The following is an 18400-nucleotide window of genomic DNA, read 5'->3' as shown; positions in this document are numbered from 1 at the left end:
GCGGGAAAACCATTGGGGTGGTGGGGGCGCCCCCCCCCTGGGGCGGAAAAAAAGGAGGGGGGGAAAGGGGGGCGCTGTTTTTCCAAAGAAAACGCCCCGCCGCCCAGCTCGCGGCCGGGCCGACACGCTCCCGCACTACCGGGAGCCGGCTACACCCGTGCGTGCGTGGTGATGTCCGACTCGAACTGGGTGATCATCGCGGGTGTCACGGTCGGACGGCACTGCGCGATCGCCGCCAGATAGTCCTTGGTGCTCGCCCCCGGCGAGCGCGCCTCGCCCAACGGGCCGCCGACCGCGACCAGATCACGCTCGAAGGAACTCTGCGCCGCTATTCGCGCCGCGTGCTCGATGTCGGCCGGGGTGAACAGCTCGCTCGCCGCCACCAGCTGCGCCACGTCCACATCCGGCCGCCCGTCCGTGTAGCGCGACCAGATCGCCGCGCGTGCCACCTGGTCAGGCGTCCCGATCGGGATCAAGTAGTCGAACCGACCGGGCCGCAGGAACGCCGGGTCCAGCGACCGGATGGAGTTCGTCGCGCAGATCAGCAGCCGCTCGTCCCGCTCACGGAAGCCCGGGATGAGCTTCAGCAGCTCGTTGGTCACCCCGTGCATGCCGCCCGGCTGCGCCGGCTCCGTACGCACCGGGGCGATCTCCTCCACCTCGTCGATGAAGACGAGCACCCGCTCCAGCTCCGCGATCCGCGCGAACGCGCTGCGCAGCGCCGCCGCCAGATTCCCCTCGTCCGCCAGCCGGGACGGCAGGAGTTCCACGAACGGCCAGCCGAGCCGCGAGGCGATGGCCCGGGCGAAGGTCGTCTTGCCGGTCCCCGGCGGCCCGAACAGCCCGATCGCCCGCGGCGGCCGCACCCCGTGCCGGGCGGCCCGCTCCGGCTCGGCCAGCGGCAGCACCACACGCCGTTCGATCAGATCCTTCTCCGCCTCCATGCCGGCGACCTTGGTCCACAGGTCGTTCGGCAGGACCCGCCCGCCGAGGTCCTCCAGGAGATTGGCCGCCGGGCCGTGCAGCGGCTCGACCTTCTCGAAGTAGGCGACGGCCGGCTGGCGGGTGTAGCCGGCGTTCAGCAGCCCCTCGCCGAGCAGCTCCTCCTCCGGCAGCACATACGCGATCCGGCCCACCCGCGCCGCGACGAGCCGCCGCTCCAGCTCCACGAGCAGCGCACTCGCCAGACCCCGGCCCCGCCAGGCCGAGGAGATCGCGATCCGCATCACCCAGGCGCGCTCCCCGGCGACGCAGGCGAGCGCCGCACCGATGGGCACGCCTTGGTGGACGGCGACGACGGCGGGCTGCCGGGAGGTGAGCGCGCCGATACACTCGGCGAGCGAGAACACCGACTCCTGGCCGAGCTCGGCCGTGGTGTCGATGAGGTGGACAACGGCAGCGAGATCGCTCTCGCGGTAGTCGTGGATCAGCCAGTTCACCGGTACCGCCCCTCGTTCGTACTGTTCCGGCGAGGCTAGGGGCGCCGGTACGGAGCGGGCTTGTGCCGTCCTGCACAATCCGGAGACCCGAAACGCTACGTTCCGTCACTCGCGCGGACGGCGTCGGAGCCCCGTCGGCTGGTCAGGGCCCCCTTCCCGGGCGCGCCCAAGGGAATGGCCCTCCCCCCGGCCCCGTTCGGGACGGGAGACCGAGGTCAGAGCCGGTGGACGACCTCGCCGCCCACCACCGCCAGTTCGGTGACCGTGCCGGGGATGTCCTCGGGCGCGCAGCGCAGGATGTCCCGGGAGAGCACCACGAAATCGGCGAGCTTGCCCGCGGTCAGCGAACCCCGCTCGTCCTCCAGGAAGTTGGCGTACGCGGAGCCCATCGTGTACGCGTGCACGGCGGTCTCCACATCGACCGTCTCGGCCGGCTGCCACGGCGTGCCGCCGCCGAGCGGACGCCGGGTCACGGCGGTGTAGATGCCGATCATGGGGTCCATCTCGGCCACGTTCCAGTCGCTGGAGAAGGCCAGCACCGCCCCCGCAGCGTGCAGAGTGCGCATCGGCCACGCCTTGTGCCAGCGCTCCTCGCCGACGTTCTCGGCCCAGTCCTTGCCGGGGCCGGCGATCTCCGGGGCGCAGTGCCGGGGCTGCATGCAGGCGACCACGCCCAGCTCCGCGAAGCGCGGTGCGTCGGCCGGGTCGAGGCACTCCACGTGCACGACCTGATGGCGGGCGTCCCGCGGACCGTTGACCTGGCGTGCGTGGGTCACGGCGTCCAGGACGGTACGGATGCCACGGTCGCCGGTGGCGTGCACGAAACACTGGAAGCCGCGCGCGTCGAGCTTGGCGAGCAGTCCGGCGAACTCCTCCGGCGGATAGAACGTCTCGCCCCGGTGGTGGCGGCAGCCCGCGTACGGCTCCAGGAGCGCGGCCGTGCGCGGTTCGACGACGTCGTCGATGTAGAGCTTGAGGGGCCCCACCCGGAGCCGGTCGTCGGCCCACCGCCCGGCGGCCTCGGCGAACTCGTCGAGGTCCGCGTCGCTCGTGCCGCGCGGATGGAACAGCGCCGCCACGATCCGGGACCGCAGTCGCCCCTCGGCGCGAGCGCGCTCGAAGAGGGCCAGATCGTCGAGCGAGTTCTGCGGCTCGACGACGGTCGTGATGCCGTAGCGGATCGCGTCGTCCAGGCTCTTGGCCAGCCGCCCGTACTGCCGGTCCGGCGAGGCCCACGGCACACCGAGTTCGCGCAGCGCCCGGTGCCCGTCGCGCGAGAGGCCCTTGACCGCGAAGTCCTTGATGAATCCGGTGGGTTCGCCGGTGTCCGGATCGGTCACGGCCTCGCCGAACGGCAGGCGCGTACGGTCACGTGTCACACCGAGTCGACGCAGGGCCGCGGTGTTCAGCCAGGCGGTGTGCACGTCGTAGCTGAGGACGAAGGCCGGCAGATCACCGGTGGCCGGGTCCAGGTCGGCCGCGCACGGCATCCTGCCGCCTGGGATGGCCGAGTAGTCGAAGGCCTCCGCCTCGATCCACCGGGCGCCGGGATGCGCGGCCAGCCAGGAGCGGATGCGCCGGTGGATGCCGTCGAGGGTGCGTACGCCCGCGAGCTGGACGCAGGCGTCGTCGGAACCGAGCCGTACGTGGTTGTGCGCGTCGATGAAGCCGGGCAGCACCAGCCGCCCGTCCGCCTCGATCACCTCCGTCTCCGGCCCGATCCAGCCCCCGGCGTCCGCGTCCGGGCCAAGCCAGGCGATCCGCCCGCCGCGCACGGCGAGTGCCTGCGCCTGGGGGAGGGCGGGGTCGACGGTGTGGACGCGGGCACCGGTCACCACGAGGTCGGCGGCGGGGAGGGTGCGGGTCATGAGATGTGCTCCAAGGGTGGTGCGGATCGTGTCGCGGTACGCGGTGGTGTGTGAGGTGTCACATGGCGGTACGGGTGGGGGAGGGGCCGTTCTCGGCCGGTGGCTCGGCCACTGACGACGTGGCTGTCGGTGTGGCCGTACGGGGCCGGGCCAAGGCCCAGTAGGTGAGCCCGGAGACGACCGAGCCGAGCAGGGTGAGGTCGGCGCCGCCCAGTGGCGCGACCAGCGGTCCGGTCCACAGCTCCGAGTCGCAGGTGAGGACGCCGAAGAGCAGTCCGGCCAGCAGGGCGCCGACACCCGCCGGGTGGTAGCCGTGCCGGTACCAGTACGCGCCCGCACGACCGGTGTGCAGCGCCTCGGAGTCGTACCGGCAGCGCCTGAGGACCATGTCGGCGAGGAAGACGCCGGCCCAGGGGGCGAACACCACGATCCGCGAGGCCCCGTGCGGTGGTGCCGCCCTGCGATCCGCCCGTCGCGCCGCCGCGCTCTGGTTCGGCTCCAACCGCGGCGGCACCGGGCGCCGCGGCCGCCGAGGACGGCCTTGCCGCGCTCACGATGTCGGCCCTGGCCGAACGGCTCGGCACCAGCGGCGGCCACATCCTCTACTACTTCGGCAGCAAGGACCGGCTGCTCCTTGAGGCCCTGCGCTGGAGCGAGGCCACCCTCACCGAGGAACGCAAGGCGCTGCTCGCCCGCCGGGTCACGGCCGAACGCAAACTCGACCTGTTCCTGGAGCTCTATCTCCCCCGCGGACCGCGTGACCCGCGCTGGACGCTCTGGATCGAGCTGTGGGCCCGTACCCCCGCCAACGAACAACTCCGGCAGGCCCAGGAGGAGATGGACCTCGGCTGGCAGCAGGACCTCGAAGCGCTCCTCGCCCGCGGCGTCGCCGCCGGCCGGTTCGCCCCCGACCTGGACGTACCCGCCCGCGCCTCGGAACTGCTCGCGCTGCTCGACGGCTTGAGCACCCGCGTCGTCCTCGGCCAGCGCGGCGCCGACCCCCACCGGGCCCTGGCCACGGCGCGCTCCGCGTCGACCCGGCTCGTCGAGCGCGCCTGACGTCCGCTTTGCGCGCGCCTTAGAGGTCATCTCAATTGGTGGTACGGGCAGTGCGAAAGCTCGTTGGCTGACATGGCGCGAAGCGCAGGGCGCTGGGCCAGCGGCCGACCCCCCGCCATCCAAGGCGGCCGTAGAAGGACTCCAGCCCTTCCTTCCCCCGGGCCGCGAGACGCAGTTGCTCGAGCCCCAATTCGTCACGCGCAACGGCCCGCAGTTCCTGCATGAGAGCGGAACCGACACCACAGCCGCGGAAGTCCGGATGGGTCTGGAGGTGGTGGACCGTTCCCCAGTGCGCGACGAGCCGAAAGGAGTCACGCCGGAGGGCGACCCATCCGGCAAGATCCTCCCCGAACCTGGCGACGACGAGACGGCTCCGTGACGGGTCGAGATGACCGAGAAGCTCACCCACGGCCGGCTCGACGTCGTCGTCACGGACAGGCGGAAAGGGGAATCCCGCGGCGCCACCAGCGTTCGTCACCGCGATCCAGCAGTCGATGAGCTGACGCCTCCCGACTCGCCCAAGGCATCACCCGCGAACACTGCGACCGGGTTGGCCCAAGCACTCGGCACCTGGCCCACGCCGTGACCACAACCTGTCCAGGGTCGACAAGCACGCGAGACGGACAGAAGCAAGCACCAGCGCGCTACCAGAAATCAGCAACACGCCTTCTGTCGCCAACGGACCGTTCTCGGCGGTGACCAACAAACGCTGCCGCCTCTCGGCGCCAAAGCCGGCAGGCCCCGTGCCATGCGGTCACCGTGCGTCGTCGTCCGCGTCTTCAAGGGCGGGAGGCTCCTGCCAGGTCAAGGTGTCCAGTGGCCGCGGCAGGTTCCGGGCCGCGCCGGGTACGGCCCTCGTCACCTCAGACGCCTCGTCGCTGAAGAGGGCGCCAAAGGTGCCCGGCGTCCGGCTGGTCGCCGATGCTGCCGGGCTCGAGGTCTTCGTGGTGGTCATCTCGTCCCCCTGATTCGTCCCGGGCCGTGCCCGGCTGAAGGCCGGCACACAGGCCGGCCGCGAAAGCGTATCCGGATTCCGAACTGCGGCTCGAGGAGATTTCTTCGGGCCGCGTTCCCAGGTCAGGCCTGCCCCGCTCCTGACCGGCCGCCCGCCGCTGCTGGCATGCTCGCCCATGCGCGCGTCCGCTGCCGAAAGGTGTCGACCACCCTTCCCGGCCTGCACCCTCACCGCTCGTCCGCCGATTTCCGATCACCCCTCGGAGACCGCCGGATCGGTCTCGCAGTGACCGATTCAGCTCGTACGCCCAGCGGAGAGGCAGGAGTGGATCCGCAGTCTTTCGAGCCCGGCACCGATGGGTCATCAGCCAGGGGCGGAAGTGATGACGCGTCCAGACCTCGGGAAGTCCATGCCTGGCATCGTCCGCCTCTCTGGGACCTGTGCGACGGTTCCATCATCCCTCTTCGGTCCGGGCGTCTGAGTATCCACACTCATGCCGTCGGCCGGTTGACGCGCGAAGATGTGCGGGTCGCTGTCGACGATTCGAAGGAGACCCTTGATGCGTCCGGTGCACCCGGCTCGTGTGGCGCCCGCGTACCCGTACGGCCCGCCGGCGCGCCGGCGGCCGCACGGCGGGTGGTATGCCGTACCGGCCGTCATGACGCTCGGCGCGCTGCTGATCTCTCTCTACGGCGTCCTGTGGGGCCTGATCACGAGGGCGGGCAAGCACATCGTGTGCGACTCGACCACGAGCTGCGCCGCGTCCCCGTACGAGGCGGCCTACACTGCCCCCGGATGGCCCGTCTGGCCCTTCGTCACGGCCGCGACGTTGTTCGTCCTGGCACTGCTGGTGTCCGCTGGACTGTTCGCGGCCCGCCGCAGCAGGCTTTCGCAGGTGACCGCGTGAACGACAGTGCCGGGATGGCGGAGACCCAACCGCCCGTCAACCGACCGGCCCGGCTCAGCACATACTTCGCCCTGGGCGGTGTCGCACTCCTGATGAGTTTCCTCACCCTCTACGGCTGGATGTTTCCGCAGCTCAACTTCACGGGGGCGGTGGCGTGCGGGCTGTTGGCCGTCGTCTGCGGCCACGTCGGGCGCCTGCGCCGACGACGGGACGGGCGAGGCATGGCGTTGCTGGGCATCGTCTGCGGCTGGCTGGTGCTCCTCACTTGCGCGGTGCTCACCACCGTCGTCCTCGTCGTCTTCGGCGGGCTCGCGACCCTGCTGGACCGGCCCTAGCGGTGTGACCGGAACGGTCACGAGGTCGGTGGCACCGACGGTAGAGCCCGGCCGACGGCGCCGCGCGCCCAGGGGCGAAGACCTATGAGGCGATAACCCGGCCGGTGGCTGCCACCGTGTCAGCCGAGCGGGAGTTGGAAGAACCGGGTCGCGAACCGGCCCGGCCACGAGAAGAGGGCGCCGAAGAACGTCAGGTTCCGGGAGTAGGTGGCCTCCAGCAGGATCGCCAGGCCGATGTCCATGCCGTCCGCCCGGCCCTGCCACGTGCCCGTGATGTGGCGCGGGAGGCGCCATTCCGAGCGGGTCACCGTCACGGATGCACCCTCACGCCGCAGCTCGTGCTTCTTTCGCCCGCCCACGGACAGGTACCTGTACGACCGTCCGGCGACCTCGATCCGCAGGGCGCGGCCGTGCCGACTCACGCCCAGGCTCCGCCGCTTCACCTTGGCCTCCCAGCCATCGGTCTGCAGCTCCATGCCGGCCAGGCGTGGCCGCCCGCCATATTCGATGCCGCGGAAGATCATCGACGGTATGCCCTGCCCCACGACTTCGGAGGCGTAGTACGTGTCGTCGTACAACGACTCCACCGGGTAGCGCAGCTCCACCGGATCGAAGCCGTCCACCATCCCGGACCACATGTGCGTCGCCATCCTCCCGGCGTACCCATGGACTCCACCCGTGTACGCCAGCTCGAACCGACCCGTGCTCATTGATCCCCCTCTGCGTGACAACGCCGACCAGTACACCAAACGACGCGAGCTGCGCAGCTACTGGTGGCCGCCGTCACGCAACTGCTCGGAGGACAACACGGCACCGCACTGCGTCGACGCATCCATGAACACCATGGTCGGCTCGGGCGGCACCAGGACGACGTCCACGGCCGGTCCCCGCTCATGGACCGCGCGCCAGTTGGTGGAGCTCGACTTGGCCGGGGTGGCGCACCCGGGGTTGGTCCTCGTCCATGAAGACAGGCACGCGGCCGTCCGCTGTGCCCGCGAACGGTCCGAACTTCCGCCCGGCGGCCTCCGGACCGAGTTCGGGCATTCGACAGAGTGCAGGGCACGCCTCAGCACGGCCGCGTACTGGTCGGCTTCGGCGATGACGGACCGGATCGTCGGCTCGGCCGAGACAGCTGCGGGCAGCAGGCGGCGCTGCTTGCGGTGTTCGCGCTGGAAGGGCAGGCAGACCGCGGCCTCGATCGCGGCGTGCTCGGCGAGCAGGACGGCGGCGCTCTGCGAGGGCGCGGCTTCTCGCTCCCATTCCACGCTGTCGTCCTCGTCGGCGAGGTGGCTCAGCCCCGGTGCGTCCAGGCTGACGTGGTAGACGCCGGTCGTGGTGGCGGTCAGGGTCAAGATGCCGTCCCGGTCGGGCAGCGGTGGGTGTGCTGAAGCGTGCCGTCGGTCCTGTCTCGCGTCCAGTTTCAGGCGGTTGGCAGGGCGGGTCGCGATGGCGAGCGCCCAGTCGAGCAGGTGGACGAGCTCTTCCTGGCCGGCGCTGACGAGGTCGGTGCGGGAGCTGTCCGAGGGCTGACTGCAGAAGTACCGGCCGAGGCGCTGGAGGGCTTCCTCGGGGAGGTCGATGACCGTCTCGGCGCCGAGCGGGAGGCAGCAGTCGCTTCCGTGGACCGTGCCTTCGGCGTACGTGCGACAGCTGCCCGCCCAGCCGCGGGGGCGTACATGCTGGCGTGGGCGGGGTCGCCGAGGAGCACCCTGCAGAGCGGGCGCCCGCTGACCGTGCACACCACGGCCATCCTGCTGGCCTTCGGCGCCGACCCGCAGCTCGCGGATCCCGATGGTCATACGCCGATGCACATGGCCGAGCAGTACGACCACACGCTGGCGGTAGAGCTGTTGCGCAGGCACTTCAGCAGACAAGACGGCGCAGGCATATGAACGTGCAGGCGATGGCCGTGAATGCCAGAAAGTGCTCGGCTTTGCGTTCATAGCGTCGGTGCAGTCGGCGGCAGCCGGCGAGCCAGGACATGGTGCGTTCGATGGTCCAGCGGTGGCGTCCCAACCGCTGGGAGGACTCGATGCCCTTGCGGGCGAGGCGGTGGGTGATGCCGCGTTCGCGTAACCATCGCCGCAGGTGGGAGTAGTCGTAGCCCTTGTCGGCATGCAGCTTGCCTGGTCTGCGTCGCCGGGGTCCCCGGCGGGATCGGATCGGCGGTATGCCCTTCACCAGGGGGATCAGGGCCTGGCTGTCATGCAGGTTCGCTGCCGAGATTCCGACGGCCAGGGGCAGACCGGTCCGCTCGGTGATCAAGTGGATCTTCGAGCCGTATTTGCCCCGGTCCACAGGATTCGGACCTGTCAGGTCCCCCTTTTCAGGGCTCGCATGTTCACCGAGTCGATCGCGCAGCGGGACCAGTCCAGCTCGCCGCGGGAGCCGAGCTCATCGAGGACCAGGCGGTGGAGCTTGGCCCACACCCTGGCCTTCGTCCACTCGGAGAAGCGCCGGTGGGCCGTCGGCCCTGACGGCCCGAATGAAGCGGAAGGCAGCTGCCACGTGCAGCCTGACGTGGCCACGAACACGATCGCGGCCAGCACTTCCCGGTCGCCATGCCGGCGGCGACCGCCACCCTGCGGCCGCGACGGCGCCTCCGGCACCACACGCTGGAACAGATCCCACAACTCGTCCGGAACCAGCCGCTCAACGATCCCCACCACGACCGACAGCGTACCGACCCAACCAATTGAGATGACGTCTTAGGCGCCCGTCTCAGCCGTGCGCCGGGCCGCACCGGTCCGGCGCGTCGGCCCCGGCCCCGGGCTGACACGGCCAAAGAGCCCGGAAGTGGGCAGGCGGCGGGCCGGGCTGGTGGAATGACAAGATCGGCGGTGTCCGGCCGGCGGGGTGCGTGGAGGTGGGCATGTCGGAGCGCGAGGGTTCGTCGGCGCACCCGCCCGGTGAGCACCCGGCGGTCGAGGCCCGCCTGCGCGCCATGGAGCAGGCGGTCGCCCGGATCGGCACCACGCTCGACGAGATCTCCACCTGCCGTGAGCTGGCCGACTTCCTCTGCCCCTCCCTGTGCGACACCGCCGCCGTCGACCTGCTCCCCCGAGGGGCAGCCACGTCAGGACCGCCCGGGGCCGCTGCCGGACAACTGCAGCGGATCGTCGTCGCCGGACACGTGCGACTGCTGGAGGCCCAGGTCGCCGAGGGTGCCCCGCCTGCAGTACGGGCCATGGACGAGGGCCACCCCATCGCCCTGTGGGCCGCCGCGGCCGCCGGCGCGCCGGTCCACGTCGTCTCCGTACCGCTGGTGGCGCACGGCAGCGCCCACGGCGCACTGGTCGCCGTCCGCGCGGGCGGCGCCTTCACCGACCACGAGACGGCGACGATCCACTACGCGGCCCGTCTGGCCGCCGTCCACATCGGGCACGCCCGCCGCCTCGCCGCCACGGAGGAGACCGCGCTGCACCTCCAGCGCGCGCTGGTCGCCGAGCCGGGACGGCCCCACCCCAATCTGGAGATCGCGAGCCGCTATCTGCCGGTCGGGCCGCGAACCCTGGTCGGCGGCGACTGGTTCGAGACCGTACGGCTCCACTTCGGACGCACCCTGCTCGTGGTCGGGGACGTCATGGGGCACGGACTGGACGCGGCCGTCGACATGAACGCGTACCGCACCACCCTGCGCGACGTCGCCTCCACCGACCTGCCGCCGCACCGCGTGCTGCGCCAGCTCGACGCCGCCGTAGCCGAGGACGGCGCCCGCCGCCCGGCGACCTGTCTGCTCATCCGCGTCGACCCGGCACGCGGGGTCGCCACCTTCGCGAGCGCCGGCCACCTGCCGCCCGCGGTCTTCACCGCCGACGGCACGGCCGAGCTGGTGGAGGTGCCCGTCGGACCGCCGCTGGGCACCGGCATGGGCGGCTACGAACTCGCCACCCGCGATGTCACCCCCGCCGAAACCCTGCTGCTCTTCACCGACGGGCTGGTCGAGCGCCGCGGCGAGGACATCGACGCGTCCCTCGCCCGCCTCGCCGCGGTACGCATGCCGCTGGGCGCCGGCGTGGACGAGGTCGTCGACGAAGTCCTGCTCCGGCTGGACGCCCGGCACGCCGAGGACGACGTCGCCGTCCTCGCCGCCCGGATCCGCCCCCGCCCGGCCGACCGGGCACCGTCGGCCTGAGACGGCCCCGGCTACGCCCTGTTGACCGGCCCGCGACCGACCGCGACACTCGATCGCCGGTTCTCCGCCGGCACCGCATCGGTGACGACCGACAGGGGGCCTCATGGCAGGTCAGGTTCTTCCGCACGACGTGCACGGCAGCGGACCCGAGCGGGTCCTCGTGATCCACAACTGGTTCGGCGACCGGTCGAGCTTCGATCCGGTACGGGAACATCTGAACGGGGACGACTTCAGCTACGCGTTCCTGGACTGCCGCGGATACGGCGAGGCCATCGACACCGACGGCGACTTCACCATGGAAGAGGTCGCCGCGGACGCCCTGGCCGTCGCCGACCATCTGGGCTGGGAGACCTTCTCCGTCGTCGGCCACTCCATGGGCGGCAAGGCCGCCCAGCTGATGCTGCTGGACGCGCCGGCCCGGATCCGTTCGATCATCGGCGTCTCGCCGGTGTCGGCGGCCGGCTTCCCGCTCGACGCGGCGACATGGGAGCTCTTCACCGGAGCCGCCGACAACCCCGGCAACCGCAGGGCCATCATCGACAACACCACCGGAGGCCGGCACGGCGACGCCTGGCTGGACGTCATGGTGAAACGCTCCCTGGAGCGTTCCTCCCCGGCGGCCTTCCGCGCGTACCTCGACTCCTGGTCACGCACCGACTTCCACGCGCGCGTGGACGGCAACCCCGTCCCGGTGCTCCTGGTCGCCGGGGCGCACGACCCGGCGCTCGGGGCGGAGGCGATGGCGGCGACCTGGCTGCGGTGGTATCCGAACGCCCGGCTCGAAGTCCTCGACGACGCGGGCCACTACGCCCCCGAGGAGGCGCCGCGCGCGCTGGCCGCCGCCGTCGAAGGCTTCCTGACCCGCTGACCCGCTGACCCGCTGACCCGCTGACCCGATCAGAGTCAGAGGTCGACCGGGGCCACCCGTTCGGGCGGCAAGGTGGAGGGGTGGCGCGCCGGGACGGGTACTCGTTCGGATCATGTCCCTCCCTTCCGGCACGCCGCCCGACGGCGGCCCCGCCCCGCACGGCCACTGGTTCCTGCGGTTCCACCGCCGACTGCTGACCTCGGCCGTAGGACTGGCCTGGAACCGCGGGCGGGAGATGGAACTGATGCACCGCGCGATGGGCTTCGCCGCGCTCAGCCTCCTCACCCTCGTACCGCTCCTGATCGTCGTCGCCTCCGCCGACCTCGCCAGCGGGCAGGGCTTTGCCCGCTGGCTGGTGCAGGGGCTGGGCGTGTCGGAGGTGTCCCAGGAAGAGGTCGAGCGGCTGTTCGGCCAGCCGGGGCAGGCGCTTCAGCGGACCACGGCGTTCGGTCTCGCCGCGCTGGCCGCGTTCGGTGTCACCTTCGGAGCCGCCGTCCAGACCGGCTACGAACGGGCTTGGGACCTGCCGACGGCCCGCTGGCACACGATGTGGCGGCACGTCGTCTGGCTCGCCGTGCTGGTCGCCTGCCTCCTGCTCTTCGTCGGCGCGCCGCCCCCGGCGAAGGCCTCCACCCTGGTGTCCTTCGCGGTCGCCGCCGCCGACGTCTTCGGCGCCTTCCTCTTCTTCTGGTGGTCCCAGCGGCTGCTGCTGTGCGGCCGGATCCGGTGGCGCGCCCTCGCGCCGGGCGCCGCGGCGACCGCGCTCGGACTGTTCGGGCTGCGGATCTTCTCCCAGTTCGTCTTCTCGCCGCTGATCGCCTCGAACGCCGTGACCTACGGCCAGTTCGGGACCGTGCTCGTGCTGCAGTCCTGGCTGGTGGGGGTGGGGTTCGTCGTCTACGGCGGGGCGCTCGTCGGCAGGCTCGTGCACGAAGCCCTCGTCCACCGCAGGCTCGCCCGCCCACCGGAGGACCTGACCGTGCCCTTCTGACCCTTACCAGCGCCATCCAGGCGTCTTATGTCTCCTTGCGGGCGGCGTAATGCCGCGCGGCCCGCACGCGGTTGCCGCACTTCGTCGTGCACCAGCGCCGCGCCGCGTGCGCGCGCAGGAACCACCGGACGCATCCCTGCGCGCCGCACCGCGCCAGCTGCGCCGCGTCCGGGCCGGTCAGCAGGTCCGCGGCGTCCTCGGCGAGGAGGGAGAGCGCGGCGGCCGCCGGGTTGCCGGCGTCCGGTTCGTCGTCGCGGTACGGACCGTCCGTGCCCCAGGCCAGGCGCGGAGTCGACGGGGCGGCGGCCAGCGCCGCGTTCAGCGTGTCGAGATGCGTCCCGGGCGGCCCGCTCCGGTCGCCCCTGGCCTCGAACAGCGCCCGTACGGATTCCCGTAGCCCGAGCAGTCGGCTGAGCTGGCGGCTGCCCAGCGCCACCGCGTCCGGCAGTAGTTCGTGCCGTACCAGCCACAGATGCGCGGCCTCGGGTCCCTCCAACAGGTCGACAGTGCCGTGGCTCAGCGCGAACCGGGTGTTCACCAACGCCAGCGAGACGAACCGCTCCTCGCCGGGGACCGGTGGCTGGTGGAGGTAGTAAGGGGCGTCGTGATCCACGACCTCATGGTAACGCTTGTCATTCTCCGTGAGAACAAGCTAGCGTCTCTCACGGTAAATGTGATTGGAAACCATGAGACGGGAGTCGTGCTGTGACCATCGACGTGGAGAAGGTGCGCCGGGATTTCCCCATCCTGGAACGGACGGTCGACAGCGGCGCCCGCCTCGTCTACCTCGACTCGGGCGCCACGACCCACAAGCCCCGCCAGGTCCTCGACGCCGAACGGGACTTCTATCTGCACCACAACGCCGCCGCGCACCGCGGCTCCCATCAGCTCGCCGTCGAGGCCACCGACGTGTACGAGGAGGCCCGGCGCACCCTCGCCCGGTTCATCGGCGCCGAGGAGAGCGAGGTCGTCTTCACCCGCAACGCCACCGAGGGCATCAACCTCGTCGCGTACGCCCTTGGCACCGCGGGGCGCGTCGGCCCGGGTGACACGATCGTGGTCACCGAGATGGAACACCACGCCAATCTGGTGCCCTGGCAGCAGCTCGCCGAGCGGACCGGCGCGCGGCTGACGTGGTTCGGGCTGACCGACGACGGCCGTCTCGACCTGGACGCCCTCGACCGGCTCATCGACGACACCACCAAGCTCGTCGCCCTCACCCACCAGTCGAACGTCCTCGGCACCCTCAACCCGGTCCGTACGATCGCCGACCGCGCCCATGCCGTGGGCGCGCTCGTCGTGGTCGACGGCGCGCAGTCCGTGCCGCACCGCCGTGTCGACGTCACCGAGCTCGGCGCCGACTTCCTCGTCTTCTCGGGCCATAAGATGCTCGGTCCGAGCGGCATCGGCGTGCTGTGGGGACGGGCCCGGCAGCTCGACGCCCTGCCGCCGTTCCTCACCGGCGGTTCGATGATCGAGATCGTCGAGATGGACCGCACGACCTTCCTGCCGCCGCCGCAGCGCTTCGAGGCGGGAGTCCCGATGACCGCCCAGGCCGCCGGGCTCGCCGCGGCCGTCGACTATCTGGAGGCGCTGGGCATGGACGAGGTGGCGGCCCACGAGGACGCCCTCACCGCCCGGGCGCTCGAACTCCTCACCGCCATCCCGGGCGTACGCATCGTCGGCCCCCGCGACCTCACCGACCGGGGCTCTGCCGTCTCCTTCACCGTCGACGGCATCCATCCGCACGACATCGGCCAGGTCCTCGACGAACGGGGCATCGCCGTCCGCGTCGGCCACCACTGCGCCCGCCCGATCGTCAGCCGCTACGGCATCCCGGCCACCACCCGCGCCTCCTTCTACGTCTACAACACCCTGGACGAGGTGGACGCCCTGGCAGCGGGGGTGCGGGAAGCGCAGGCGTACTTCGGCGGCTAGGCGGCGCGGCGCCGTGCTCGTACGTGCTCGTACGGGCTACGGCGATCCGGGGCGCGCACGGGGCTTGTGGTGGGCGTGGGGCATCGTTACCGTCCGGTAGGTAGATCTGATTGGCTGTCAGGTCGCCCGCTCGGCCCCCCCATGGAAGGAACGTCGATGTCTCTTCTCCGCTCCGGGCTCCTCGCCGCCGCGCTCGCCGTCGTCGCCGGGACGGCATCCGTCCCCGCCGCGCCCGCCCGGGCGGACGACCGCGCCGGACTGCGCGAGGTGATGTTCGTCGGCAACAACTGGGACGGCACCGCCGATGTCATCGGATCCACCGGAGCGCTGACGAAGATCGGCCGGATCAACGTCATCCCGGACAGGGAACAGCGGCTGCGCGAGATCTACCTCAACCCCGTGAAACTGGTCTACTTCCTCGGCATCCGGGAGACCGCCGGCGAAGGACACGACCAGTTCGTCGACGACATGTACTCCACCCCCGACGGAACGGCCGTCGTGGTCTCCCGGCCCAGCTTCGCCGATGTCGTCTCGATCGACCTCGCCACCGGGGCGATCAACTGGCGCTTCCCCGTGTCCGGCTACCGCTCCGACCACATGGCCGTCTCACCCGACGGCACCCGCGTCGCCGTCTCCGCCTCCACCTCCAACACCGTGCACGTCCTCGACGTCACCAGCGGCAAGGAGCTCGGTTCCTTCAAGACCGGCGACAAGCCGCACGAGAACGTCTTCAGCAAGGACGGCCGGTACCTCTGGAACATGGCCATCGGGGAGGTCAACACCGCCCTCGACCAACCCTGGCTGGACTTCACCAAGGGCGACCGCCGTATCACCGTCGTCGACGCGACCACCTTCCGGCCGGTGCGGACCGTCGACATGCGCCAGCGTCTCGACGTATTCGGCCGCGGCGACCTCTCCGACGCCGTCCGACCCGTCGCCTTCACCCCGGACGAGGGCACGCTCTACTTCCAGGTCTCCTTCTTCAACGGCTTCGTCGAGTACGACGTCGCCAGCGACAAGATCACCCGTATCAAGACCCTCCCCAAGAACCCGTCGACCAGTGAGGACCGCACCACCTGGGTCAACGACTCCCGCCACCACGGCATGTCCATGAGCCCCCGCGGCGACAAGCTGTGCATCGCCGGGACGATGGACGACTACGCCACCGTCGTCGACCGTGCGTCACTCCAGGAGGGCCCGCTGGTCCCCGCCTCGAAGCCGTACTGGGCGACGGTCAGCGGCGACGGCGCATCCTGTGTGATCTCCGAGAGCGGCGCCGACCGCGTCACCGCCATCGACTTCGCCACCGGCGCCAAGGTCGCTTCCGTACCCGTGGGGGACCACCCCCAGCGTGTCCGCATCGGCCACGTGGCGAAGGGCTGGACGGGCCCGGCGGCCCGCTGACGGCCCCCAGCCCATCCGCTACCAGTCGATCCGGTCGACGACCCACTTCCGCAGGGCGGTGTCGTCGGCCGGCAGCTCCTCGTCGGCCGCGCACGGCGTCAGCACCAGCACGAAGTGAGTGAGGTACCCGTACGGCCCGTGGTCCTCCAGCGGGCTGAGGACCACGGCGTGCTCGCCGCCGCGCCATATCCGGCAGAGGGCGAACGGACCCATGCTGAAGTGTTCGTCGGTGCGTATCGTCCGCTCCGGCGGGCAGCCGAGCACCTCGCTCACCGTGGCGGCAGCCTCGGTCAGCAGTGCCTCGCACTCGTCGAGCGTCGGGTCCGCCTGGAACCTCCATCCGAGCTCGTCCGCCCACGCTCGGACGTCGCCGGTCAGCCACTCCTCGTTGTCGAGGCCGTCCGGCTCGAACGGATACGCCTCCGCGAAGACCAGGTTGAACGTCGTCTTCATGTCGCCCAGCGGGTTGTTCGCGTCGTAGAAGAGCACATGCCCGTGCCGCGTACGCTCCGCCTCGCACACCAGGTCCGTGAACTCCCAGCCCAGCACCTTCGAGCTGTGGTCGAGGAACTCCTCGTCGGGGACCGGGGCCATCGTGGGGAGGGCCAGCAGTTCACAGACGGCGGCGGCGGTCAGGGTGGAGGCGGCGAGCGCTTTCACGGTCATGCAAACGACCGTACGCGCCACCACTGACAATCCCTCAGGCCGGGCACACACCCGGGTGCCGGACGTCGAGCACGAACCGCTCCGGCGCATGCAAGGTGTACGCCTTGTACACGGGTTTGGTGTCGAAGGCCGCCCCGAAGGTGACCACCCCTTCGAAGTCGCCCGTCATGGCAACGCCTTTGAGGGTGGGCAGCCAGACCTTGACCAGCCGGGGACCTTGGTAGACGGACCGGCCGCGGTCGTCGTGGGCGGCGGCGGGGGAGAGCTTGATCTCCAGGAAGTAGCGGCCGGCGAGCGGCACCTTGTTTCCCGAGCCGTCGTACGTCAGGACCTTGACCGGCTTGACGGTGACCGGCGGCATGGTGCCCTTCACATCGATGACGAGCCGGTCGAAGGAGGCGTGTCCGCCCCAGCGCGCGTTGGTCACGAGCGCGGTGGCGGGCTGTGCCGCACCGGGCGAGGCCGGTGCGGCGGACGAAGAAGCGGAGGCGGGGATCGTGGCACCGATCCCGGCGGTGAGAAGAATGCCCGCGGCGAAGGCCGCGAGGCGCTGACGGTGCAGCATGACGTCCCCCAGTTTCTCCAGATACGGGGACAGTGGTGTCACTGAAGAAGACATCCGGAAAAATCCTATGGTTCCACCTTTGCGGGTGGAAATCACCACGCATGGCGCAGTGGCTGGCCGACGCCCCGGCGCGGACCGGACATGATCACTCACATGTCCGGTCCCGCGGGTGGCTCAGAGCTCGCCCTCGACGCCCGCGCGGCGCTCCGAGTCGTACGCGTCGGTGACGCAGTCCGCCACGCAGTCCGCGTACTCGTAGCGCAGGCGCAGCGCGGCCGCCGCGTCACCGCGCGGGACGTGCGTGCGGCCGAAGTGGTCCCGGGCGATGTCCACGACCGCGTCGACCGTGACGATGGCGGGCTCGCCGTGGGACGCGGCGCCGCGGGCGGAGGCGATGGCCATGTCGGCGGACCGGAGCAGATCCTTGGGGTAGCGCCGGCCCAGCGTCGACTGGGCGCGGGCGGCGGACAGCGGTCGTATCGCGCGGCCCTTCCACACCACCCCCGCCGCCATCAGCGCCAGTCCGAACGCCACCACACCGAAGCCGACCGCATGCGCGGGCTGCATGGAATCCCCCTCTCACCGCCGAAAACGGTCCACCGAATCCATTGCCCAGCGCCGCGCCCCATGACACCGTCGACCGACGGCGGACCCTTGCCGACCGATGCCGGACCGATGCCGGACCGATGCCGAGCGGTGATCAACATGCCGCTGGGCCGACCCAGCGCGCGCCTTCCGGGTCGGAGATGTCAGGATGTCACCATGACGATCAAGGTCTATTTCGACATCACCATCGACGACGCGCCCGCCGGGCGCATCAACTTCAACCTCTTCGACGAGGAGGTCCCGAAGACGGCGGAGAACTTCCGCGCTCTCGCCACCGGCGAGAAGGGCTTCGGCTACAAGGGCTCCTCGTTCCACCGCGTCATCCCCGACTTCATGCTCCAGGGTGGCGACTTCACCCGCGGTGACGGCACCGGCGGCAAGAGCATCTACGGCGAGAAGTTCGCCGACGAGAACTTCAAGCTCAAGCACACCCGCCCCGGCCTGCTGTCGATGGCCAACGCGGGCCCGAACACCAACGGCTCGCAGTTCTTCATCACCACCATCGTCACCAGCTGGCTGGACGGCAAGCACGTCGTCTTCGGCGAGGTCGCCGACGAGGAGAGCATGGCCGTGGTGAAGAAGATCGAGTCGCTCGGCTCGCAGAGCGGCCGCACCTCCGCGAAGATCACCATCGCCGACTCCGGCGTTCTCTGATCGGGATCTG

The 18400-nt window shown here is 70.9% G+C and carries 20 protein-coding genes; 9 read left to right on the top strand and 11 right to left on the bottom strand.

Annotation, left to right across the window (positions count from 1 at the left end; genetic code table 11):
* Nucleotides 1–149: 149 nt before the first annotated feature.
* The 3 genes from ACZ7LT_RS07200 to ACZ7LT_RS07190 form a co-directional block, all read right to left on the bottom strand.
* A complete protein-coding gene (locus tag ACZ7LT_RS07200) occupies nucleotides 150–1439 on the bottom strand; it encodes an ATP-binding protein (protein ID WP_471234988.1) in 1290 nt (429 codons plus the stop codon).
* A 215-nt stretch (nucleotides 1440–1654) separates the two neighbouring features.
* Nucleotides 1655–3307, bottom strand: a complete 1653-nt coding sequence (locus tag ACZ7LT_RS07195) for an amidohydrolase (protein WP_471234987.1) — start codon at nucleotides 3305–3307, stop codon at nucleotides 1655–1657.
* Between the two features lie 58 nt (nucleotides 3308–3365).
* On the bottom strand, nucleotides 3366–3734 hold the full coding sequence (locus tag ACZ7LT_RS07190) for a cytosine permease (protein ID WP_471234986.1): 369 nt from the start codon (nucleotides 3732–3734) through the stop codon (nucleotides 3366–3368).
* A 23-nt stretch (nucleotides 3735–3757) separates the two neighbouring features.
* On the opposite strand from ACZ7LT_RS07190, the gene ACZ7LT_RS07185 reads away from it, so the two are divergent.
* On the top strand, nucleotides 3758–4366 hold the full coding sequence (locus ACZ7LT_RS07185) for a TetR/AcrR family transcriptional regulator (protein WP_471234985.1): 609 nt from the start codon (nucleotides 3758–3760) through the stop codon (nucleotides 4364–4366).
* A gap of 31 nt (nucleotides 4367–4397) precedes the next feature.
* On the opposite strand, the gene ACZ7LT_RS07180 is transcribed toward ACZ7LT_RS07185, so the two are convergent.
* Nucleotides 4398–4775 (bottom strand): GNAT family N-acetyltransferase, encoded by a 378-nt coding sequence (locus tag ACZ7LT_RS07180; protein WP_471235600.1) that lies wholly within the window; start codon nucleotides 4773–4775, stop codon nucleotides 4398–4400.
* Between the two features lie 1105 nt (nucleotides 4776–5880).
* On the opposite strand from ACZ7LT_RS07180, the gene ACZ7LT_RS07175 reads away from it, so the two are divergent.
* Complete coding sequence (locus ACZ7LT_RS07175) at nucleotides 5881–6228, top strand: hypothetical protein (protein WP_471234984.1); 348 nt, start codon at nucleotides 5881–5883, stop codon at nucleotides 6226–6228.
* Between the two features lie 14 nt (nucleotides 6229–6242).
* Nucleotides 6243–6563, top strand: a complete 321-nt coding sequence (locus ACZ7LT_RS07170; RefSeq protein WP_471234983.1) for a hypothetical protein — start codon at nucleotides 6243–6245, stop codon at nucleotides 6561–6563.
* Between the two features lie 119 nt (nucleotides 6564–6682).
* Here ACZ7LT_RS07170 and ACZ7LT_RS07165 read toward each other — a convergent pair whose 3' ends face one another.
* The 3 genes from ACZ7LT_RS07165 to ACZ7LT_RS07155 all read right to left on the bottom strand — a co-directional run bounded on the left by ACZ7LT_RS07165 (nucleotide 6683) and on the right by ACZ7LT_RS07155 (nucleotide 9223).
* Nucleotides 6683–7213, bottom strand: coding sequence for a hypothetical protein (locus ACZ7LT_RS07165; RefSeq protein ID WP_471234982.1), 531 nt, complete (start codon nucleotides 7211–7213; stop codon nucleotides 6683–6685).
* A gap of 117 nt (nucleotides 7214–7330) precedes the next feature.
* On the bottom strand, nucleotides 7331–8425 hold the full coding sequence (locus tag ACZ7LT_RS07160) for a hypothetical protein (protein WP_471234981.1): 1095 nt from the start codon (nucleotides 8423–8425) through the stop codon (nucleotides 7331–7333).
* Nucleotide 8426: 1 nt separating this feature from the next.
* Nucleotides 8427–9223 (bottom strand): IS5 family transposase gene (locus ACZ7LT_RS07155; RefSeq protein WP_471235599.1). Its coding sequence is split into 2 segments (ribosomal slippage): nucleotides 8427–8887 and nucleotides 8887–9223, totalling 798 coding nucleotides; the frame shifts between segments, so codons are not numbered across the junction.
* A gap of 212 nt (nucleotides 9224–9435) precedes the next feature.
* Here ACZ7LT_RS07155 and ACZ7LT_RS07150 point away from each other — a divergent pair.
* The 3 genes from ACZ7LT_RS07150 to ACZ7LT_RS07140 all read left to right on the top strand — a co-directional run bounded on the left by ACZ7LT_RS07150 (nucleotide 9436) and on the right by ACZ7LT_RS07140 (nucleotide 12557).
* Nucleotides 9436–10698, top strand: coding sequence for a PP2C family protein-serine/threonine phosphatase (locus ACZ7LT_RS07150; RefSeq protein ID WP_471234980.1), 1263 nt, complete (start codon nucleotides 9436–9438; stop codon nucleotides 10696–10698).
* A 103-nt stretch (nucleotides 10699–10801) separates the two neighbouring features.
* The gene (locus tag ACZ7LT_RS07145; protein WP_471234979.1) at nucleotides 10802–11566 is read left to right on the top strand and encodes an alpha/beta fold hydrolase; all 765 of its coding nucleotides are present in this window, start codon (nucleotides 10802–10804) and stop codon (nucleotides 11564–11566) included.
* A gap of 112 nt (nucleotides 11567–11678) precedes the next feature.
* Complete coding sequence (locus tag ACZ7LT_RS07140; protein ID WP_471234978.1) at nucleotides 11679–12557, top strand: YhjD/YihY/BrkB family envelope integrity protein; 879 nt, start codon at nucleotides 11679–11681, stop codon at nucleotides 12555–12557.
* Between the two features lie 25 nt (nucleotides 12558–12582).
* On the opposite strand, the gene ACZ7LT_RS07135 is transcribed toward ACZ7LT_RS07140, so the two are convergent.
* Entirely contained in the window at nucleotides 12583–13170 is a 588-nt protein-coding gene (locus tag ACZ7LT_RS07135; RefSeq protein ID WP_471234977.1) for a CGNR zinc finger domain-containing protein, read from the bottom strand.
* A 92-nt stretch (nucleotides 13171–13262) separates the two neighbouring features.
* On the opposite strand from ACZ7LT_RS07135, the gene ACZ7LT_RS07130 reads away from it, so the two are divergent.
* Both ACZ7LT_RS07130 and ACZ7LT_RS07125 read left to right on the top strand, forming a co-directional pair.
* Nucleotides 13263–14495: a cysteine desulfurase gene (locus ACZ7LT_RS07130; RefSeq protein WP_471234976.1), complete on the top strand. Its 1233-nt coding sequence runs from the start codon at nucleotides 13263–13265 to the stop codon at nucleotides 14493–14495.
* 156 nt (nucleotides 14496–14651) lie between these two features.
* Nucleotides 14652–15899, top strand: a complete 1248-nt coding sequence (locus ACZ7LT_RS07125; protein ID WP_471234975.1) for a YncE family protein — start codon at nucleotides 14652–14654, stop codon at nucleotides 15897–15899.
* An 18-nt stretch (nucleotides 15900–15917) separates the two neighbouring features.
* Here ACZ7LT_RS07125 and ACZ7LT_RS07120 read toward each other — a convergent pair whose 3' ends face one another.
* From ACZ7LT_RS07120 to ACZ7LT_RS07110, 3 genes are all read right to left on the bottom strand, one after another.
* Nucleotides 15918–16565 carry a hypothetical protein gene (locus ACZ7LT_RS07120; RefSeq protein ID WP_471234974.1) on the bottom strand — a complete coding sequence of 216 codons (648 nt, stop codon included), beginning with the start codon at nucleotides 16563–16565 and terminating at the stop codon, nucleotides 15918–15920.
* A 34-nt stretch (nucleotides 16566–16599) separates the two neighbouring features.
* Entirely contained in the window at nucleotides 16600–17130 is a 531-nt protein-coding gene (locus tag ACZ7LT_RS07115; RefSeq protein ID WP_471235598.1) for an AMIN-like domain-containing (lipo)protein, read from the bottom strand.
* A gap of 174 nt (nucleotides 17131–17304) precedes the next feature.
* Complete coding sequence (locus ACZ7LT_RS07110) at nucleotides 17305–17697, bottom strand: hypothetical protein (protein ID WP_471234973.1); 393 nt, start codon at nucleotides 17695–17697, stop codon at nucleotides 17305–17307.
* 195 nt (nucleotides 17698–17892) lie between these two features.
* On the opposite strand from ACZ7LT_RS07110, the gene ACZ7LT_RS07105 reads away from it, so the two are divergent.
* Complete coding sequence (locus ACZ7LT_RS07105; RefSeq protein ID WP_471234972.1) at nucleotides 17893–18390, top strand: peptidylprolyl isomerase; 498 nt, start codon at nucleotides 17893–17895, stop codon at nucleotides 18388–18390.
* Nucleotides 18391–18400: the final 10 nt, after the last annotated feature.

The sequence above is a fragment of the Streptomyces sp. NPDC039465 genome, assembly GCF_055639315.1.
Note: the sequence above shows the minus strand (reverse complement) of the source record. Positions and strands in the feature narration are given on the sequence as shown.

What these genes read in the sequence shown, in the direction of transcription:
- ACZ7LT_RS07195 (WP_471234987.1), bottom strand. Translation starts at nt 3,307, where the DNA reads ATGACCCGCACCCTCCCCGCCGCCGACCTCGTGGTGACCGGTGCCCGC.
- ACZ7LT_RS07175 (WP_471234984.1), top strand. Translation starts at nt 5,881, where the DNA reads ATGCGTCCGGTGCACCCGGCTCGTGTGGCGCCCGCGTACCCGTACGGC.
- ACZ7LT_RS07170 (WP_471234983.1), top strand. Translation starts at nt 6,243, where the DNA reads ATGGCGGAGACCCAACCGCCCGTCAACCGACCGGCCCGGCTCAGCACA.
- ACZ7LT_RS07165 (WP_471234982.1), bottom strand. Translation starts at nt 7,213, where the DNA reads ATGGCGACGCACATGTGGTCCGGGATGGTGGACGGCTTCGATCCGGTG.
- ACZ7LT_RS07150 (WP_471234980.1), top strand. Translation starts at nt 9,436, where the DNA reads ATGTCGGAGCGCGAGGGTTCGTCGGCGCACCCGCCCGGTGAGCACCCG.
- ACZ7LT_RS07145 (WP_471234979.1), top strand. Translation starts at nt 10,802, where the DNA reads ATGGCAGGTCAGGTTCTTCCGCACGACGTGCACGGCAGCGGACCCGAG.
- ACZ7LT_RS07140 (WP_471234978.1), top strand. Translation starts at nt 11,679, where the DNA reads ATGTCCCTCCCTTCCGGCACGCCGCCCGACGGCGGCCCCGCCCCGCAC.
- ACZ7LT_RS07125 (WP_471234975.1), top strand. Translation starts at nt 14,652, where the DNA reads ATGTCTCTTCTCCGCTCCGGGCTCCTCGCCGCCGCGCTCGCCGTCGTC.
- ACZ7LT_RS07120 (WP_471234974.1), bottom strand. Translation starts at nt 16,565, where the DNA reads ATGACCGTGAAAGCGCTCGCCGCCTCCACCCTGACCGCCGCCGCCGTC.
- ACZ7LT_RS07115 (WP_471235598.1), bottom strand. Translation starts at nt 17,130, where the DNA reads ATGCTGCACCGTCAGCGCCTCGCGGCCTTCGCCGCGGGCATTCTTCTC.
- ACZ7LT_RS07110 (WP_471234973.1), bottom strand. Translation starts at nt 17,697, where the DNA reads ATGCAGCCCGCGCATGCGGTCGGCTTCGGTGTGGTGGCGTTCGGACTG.
- ACZ7LT_RS07105 (WP_471234972.1), top strand. Translation starts at nt 17,893, where the DNA reads ATGACGATCAAGGTCTATTTCGACATCACCATCGACGACGCGCCCGCC.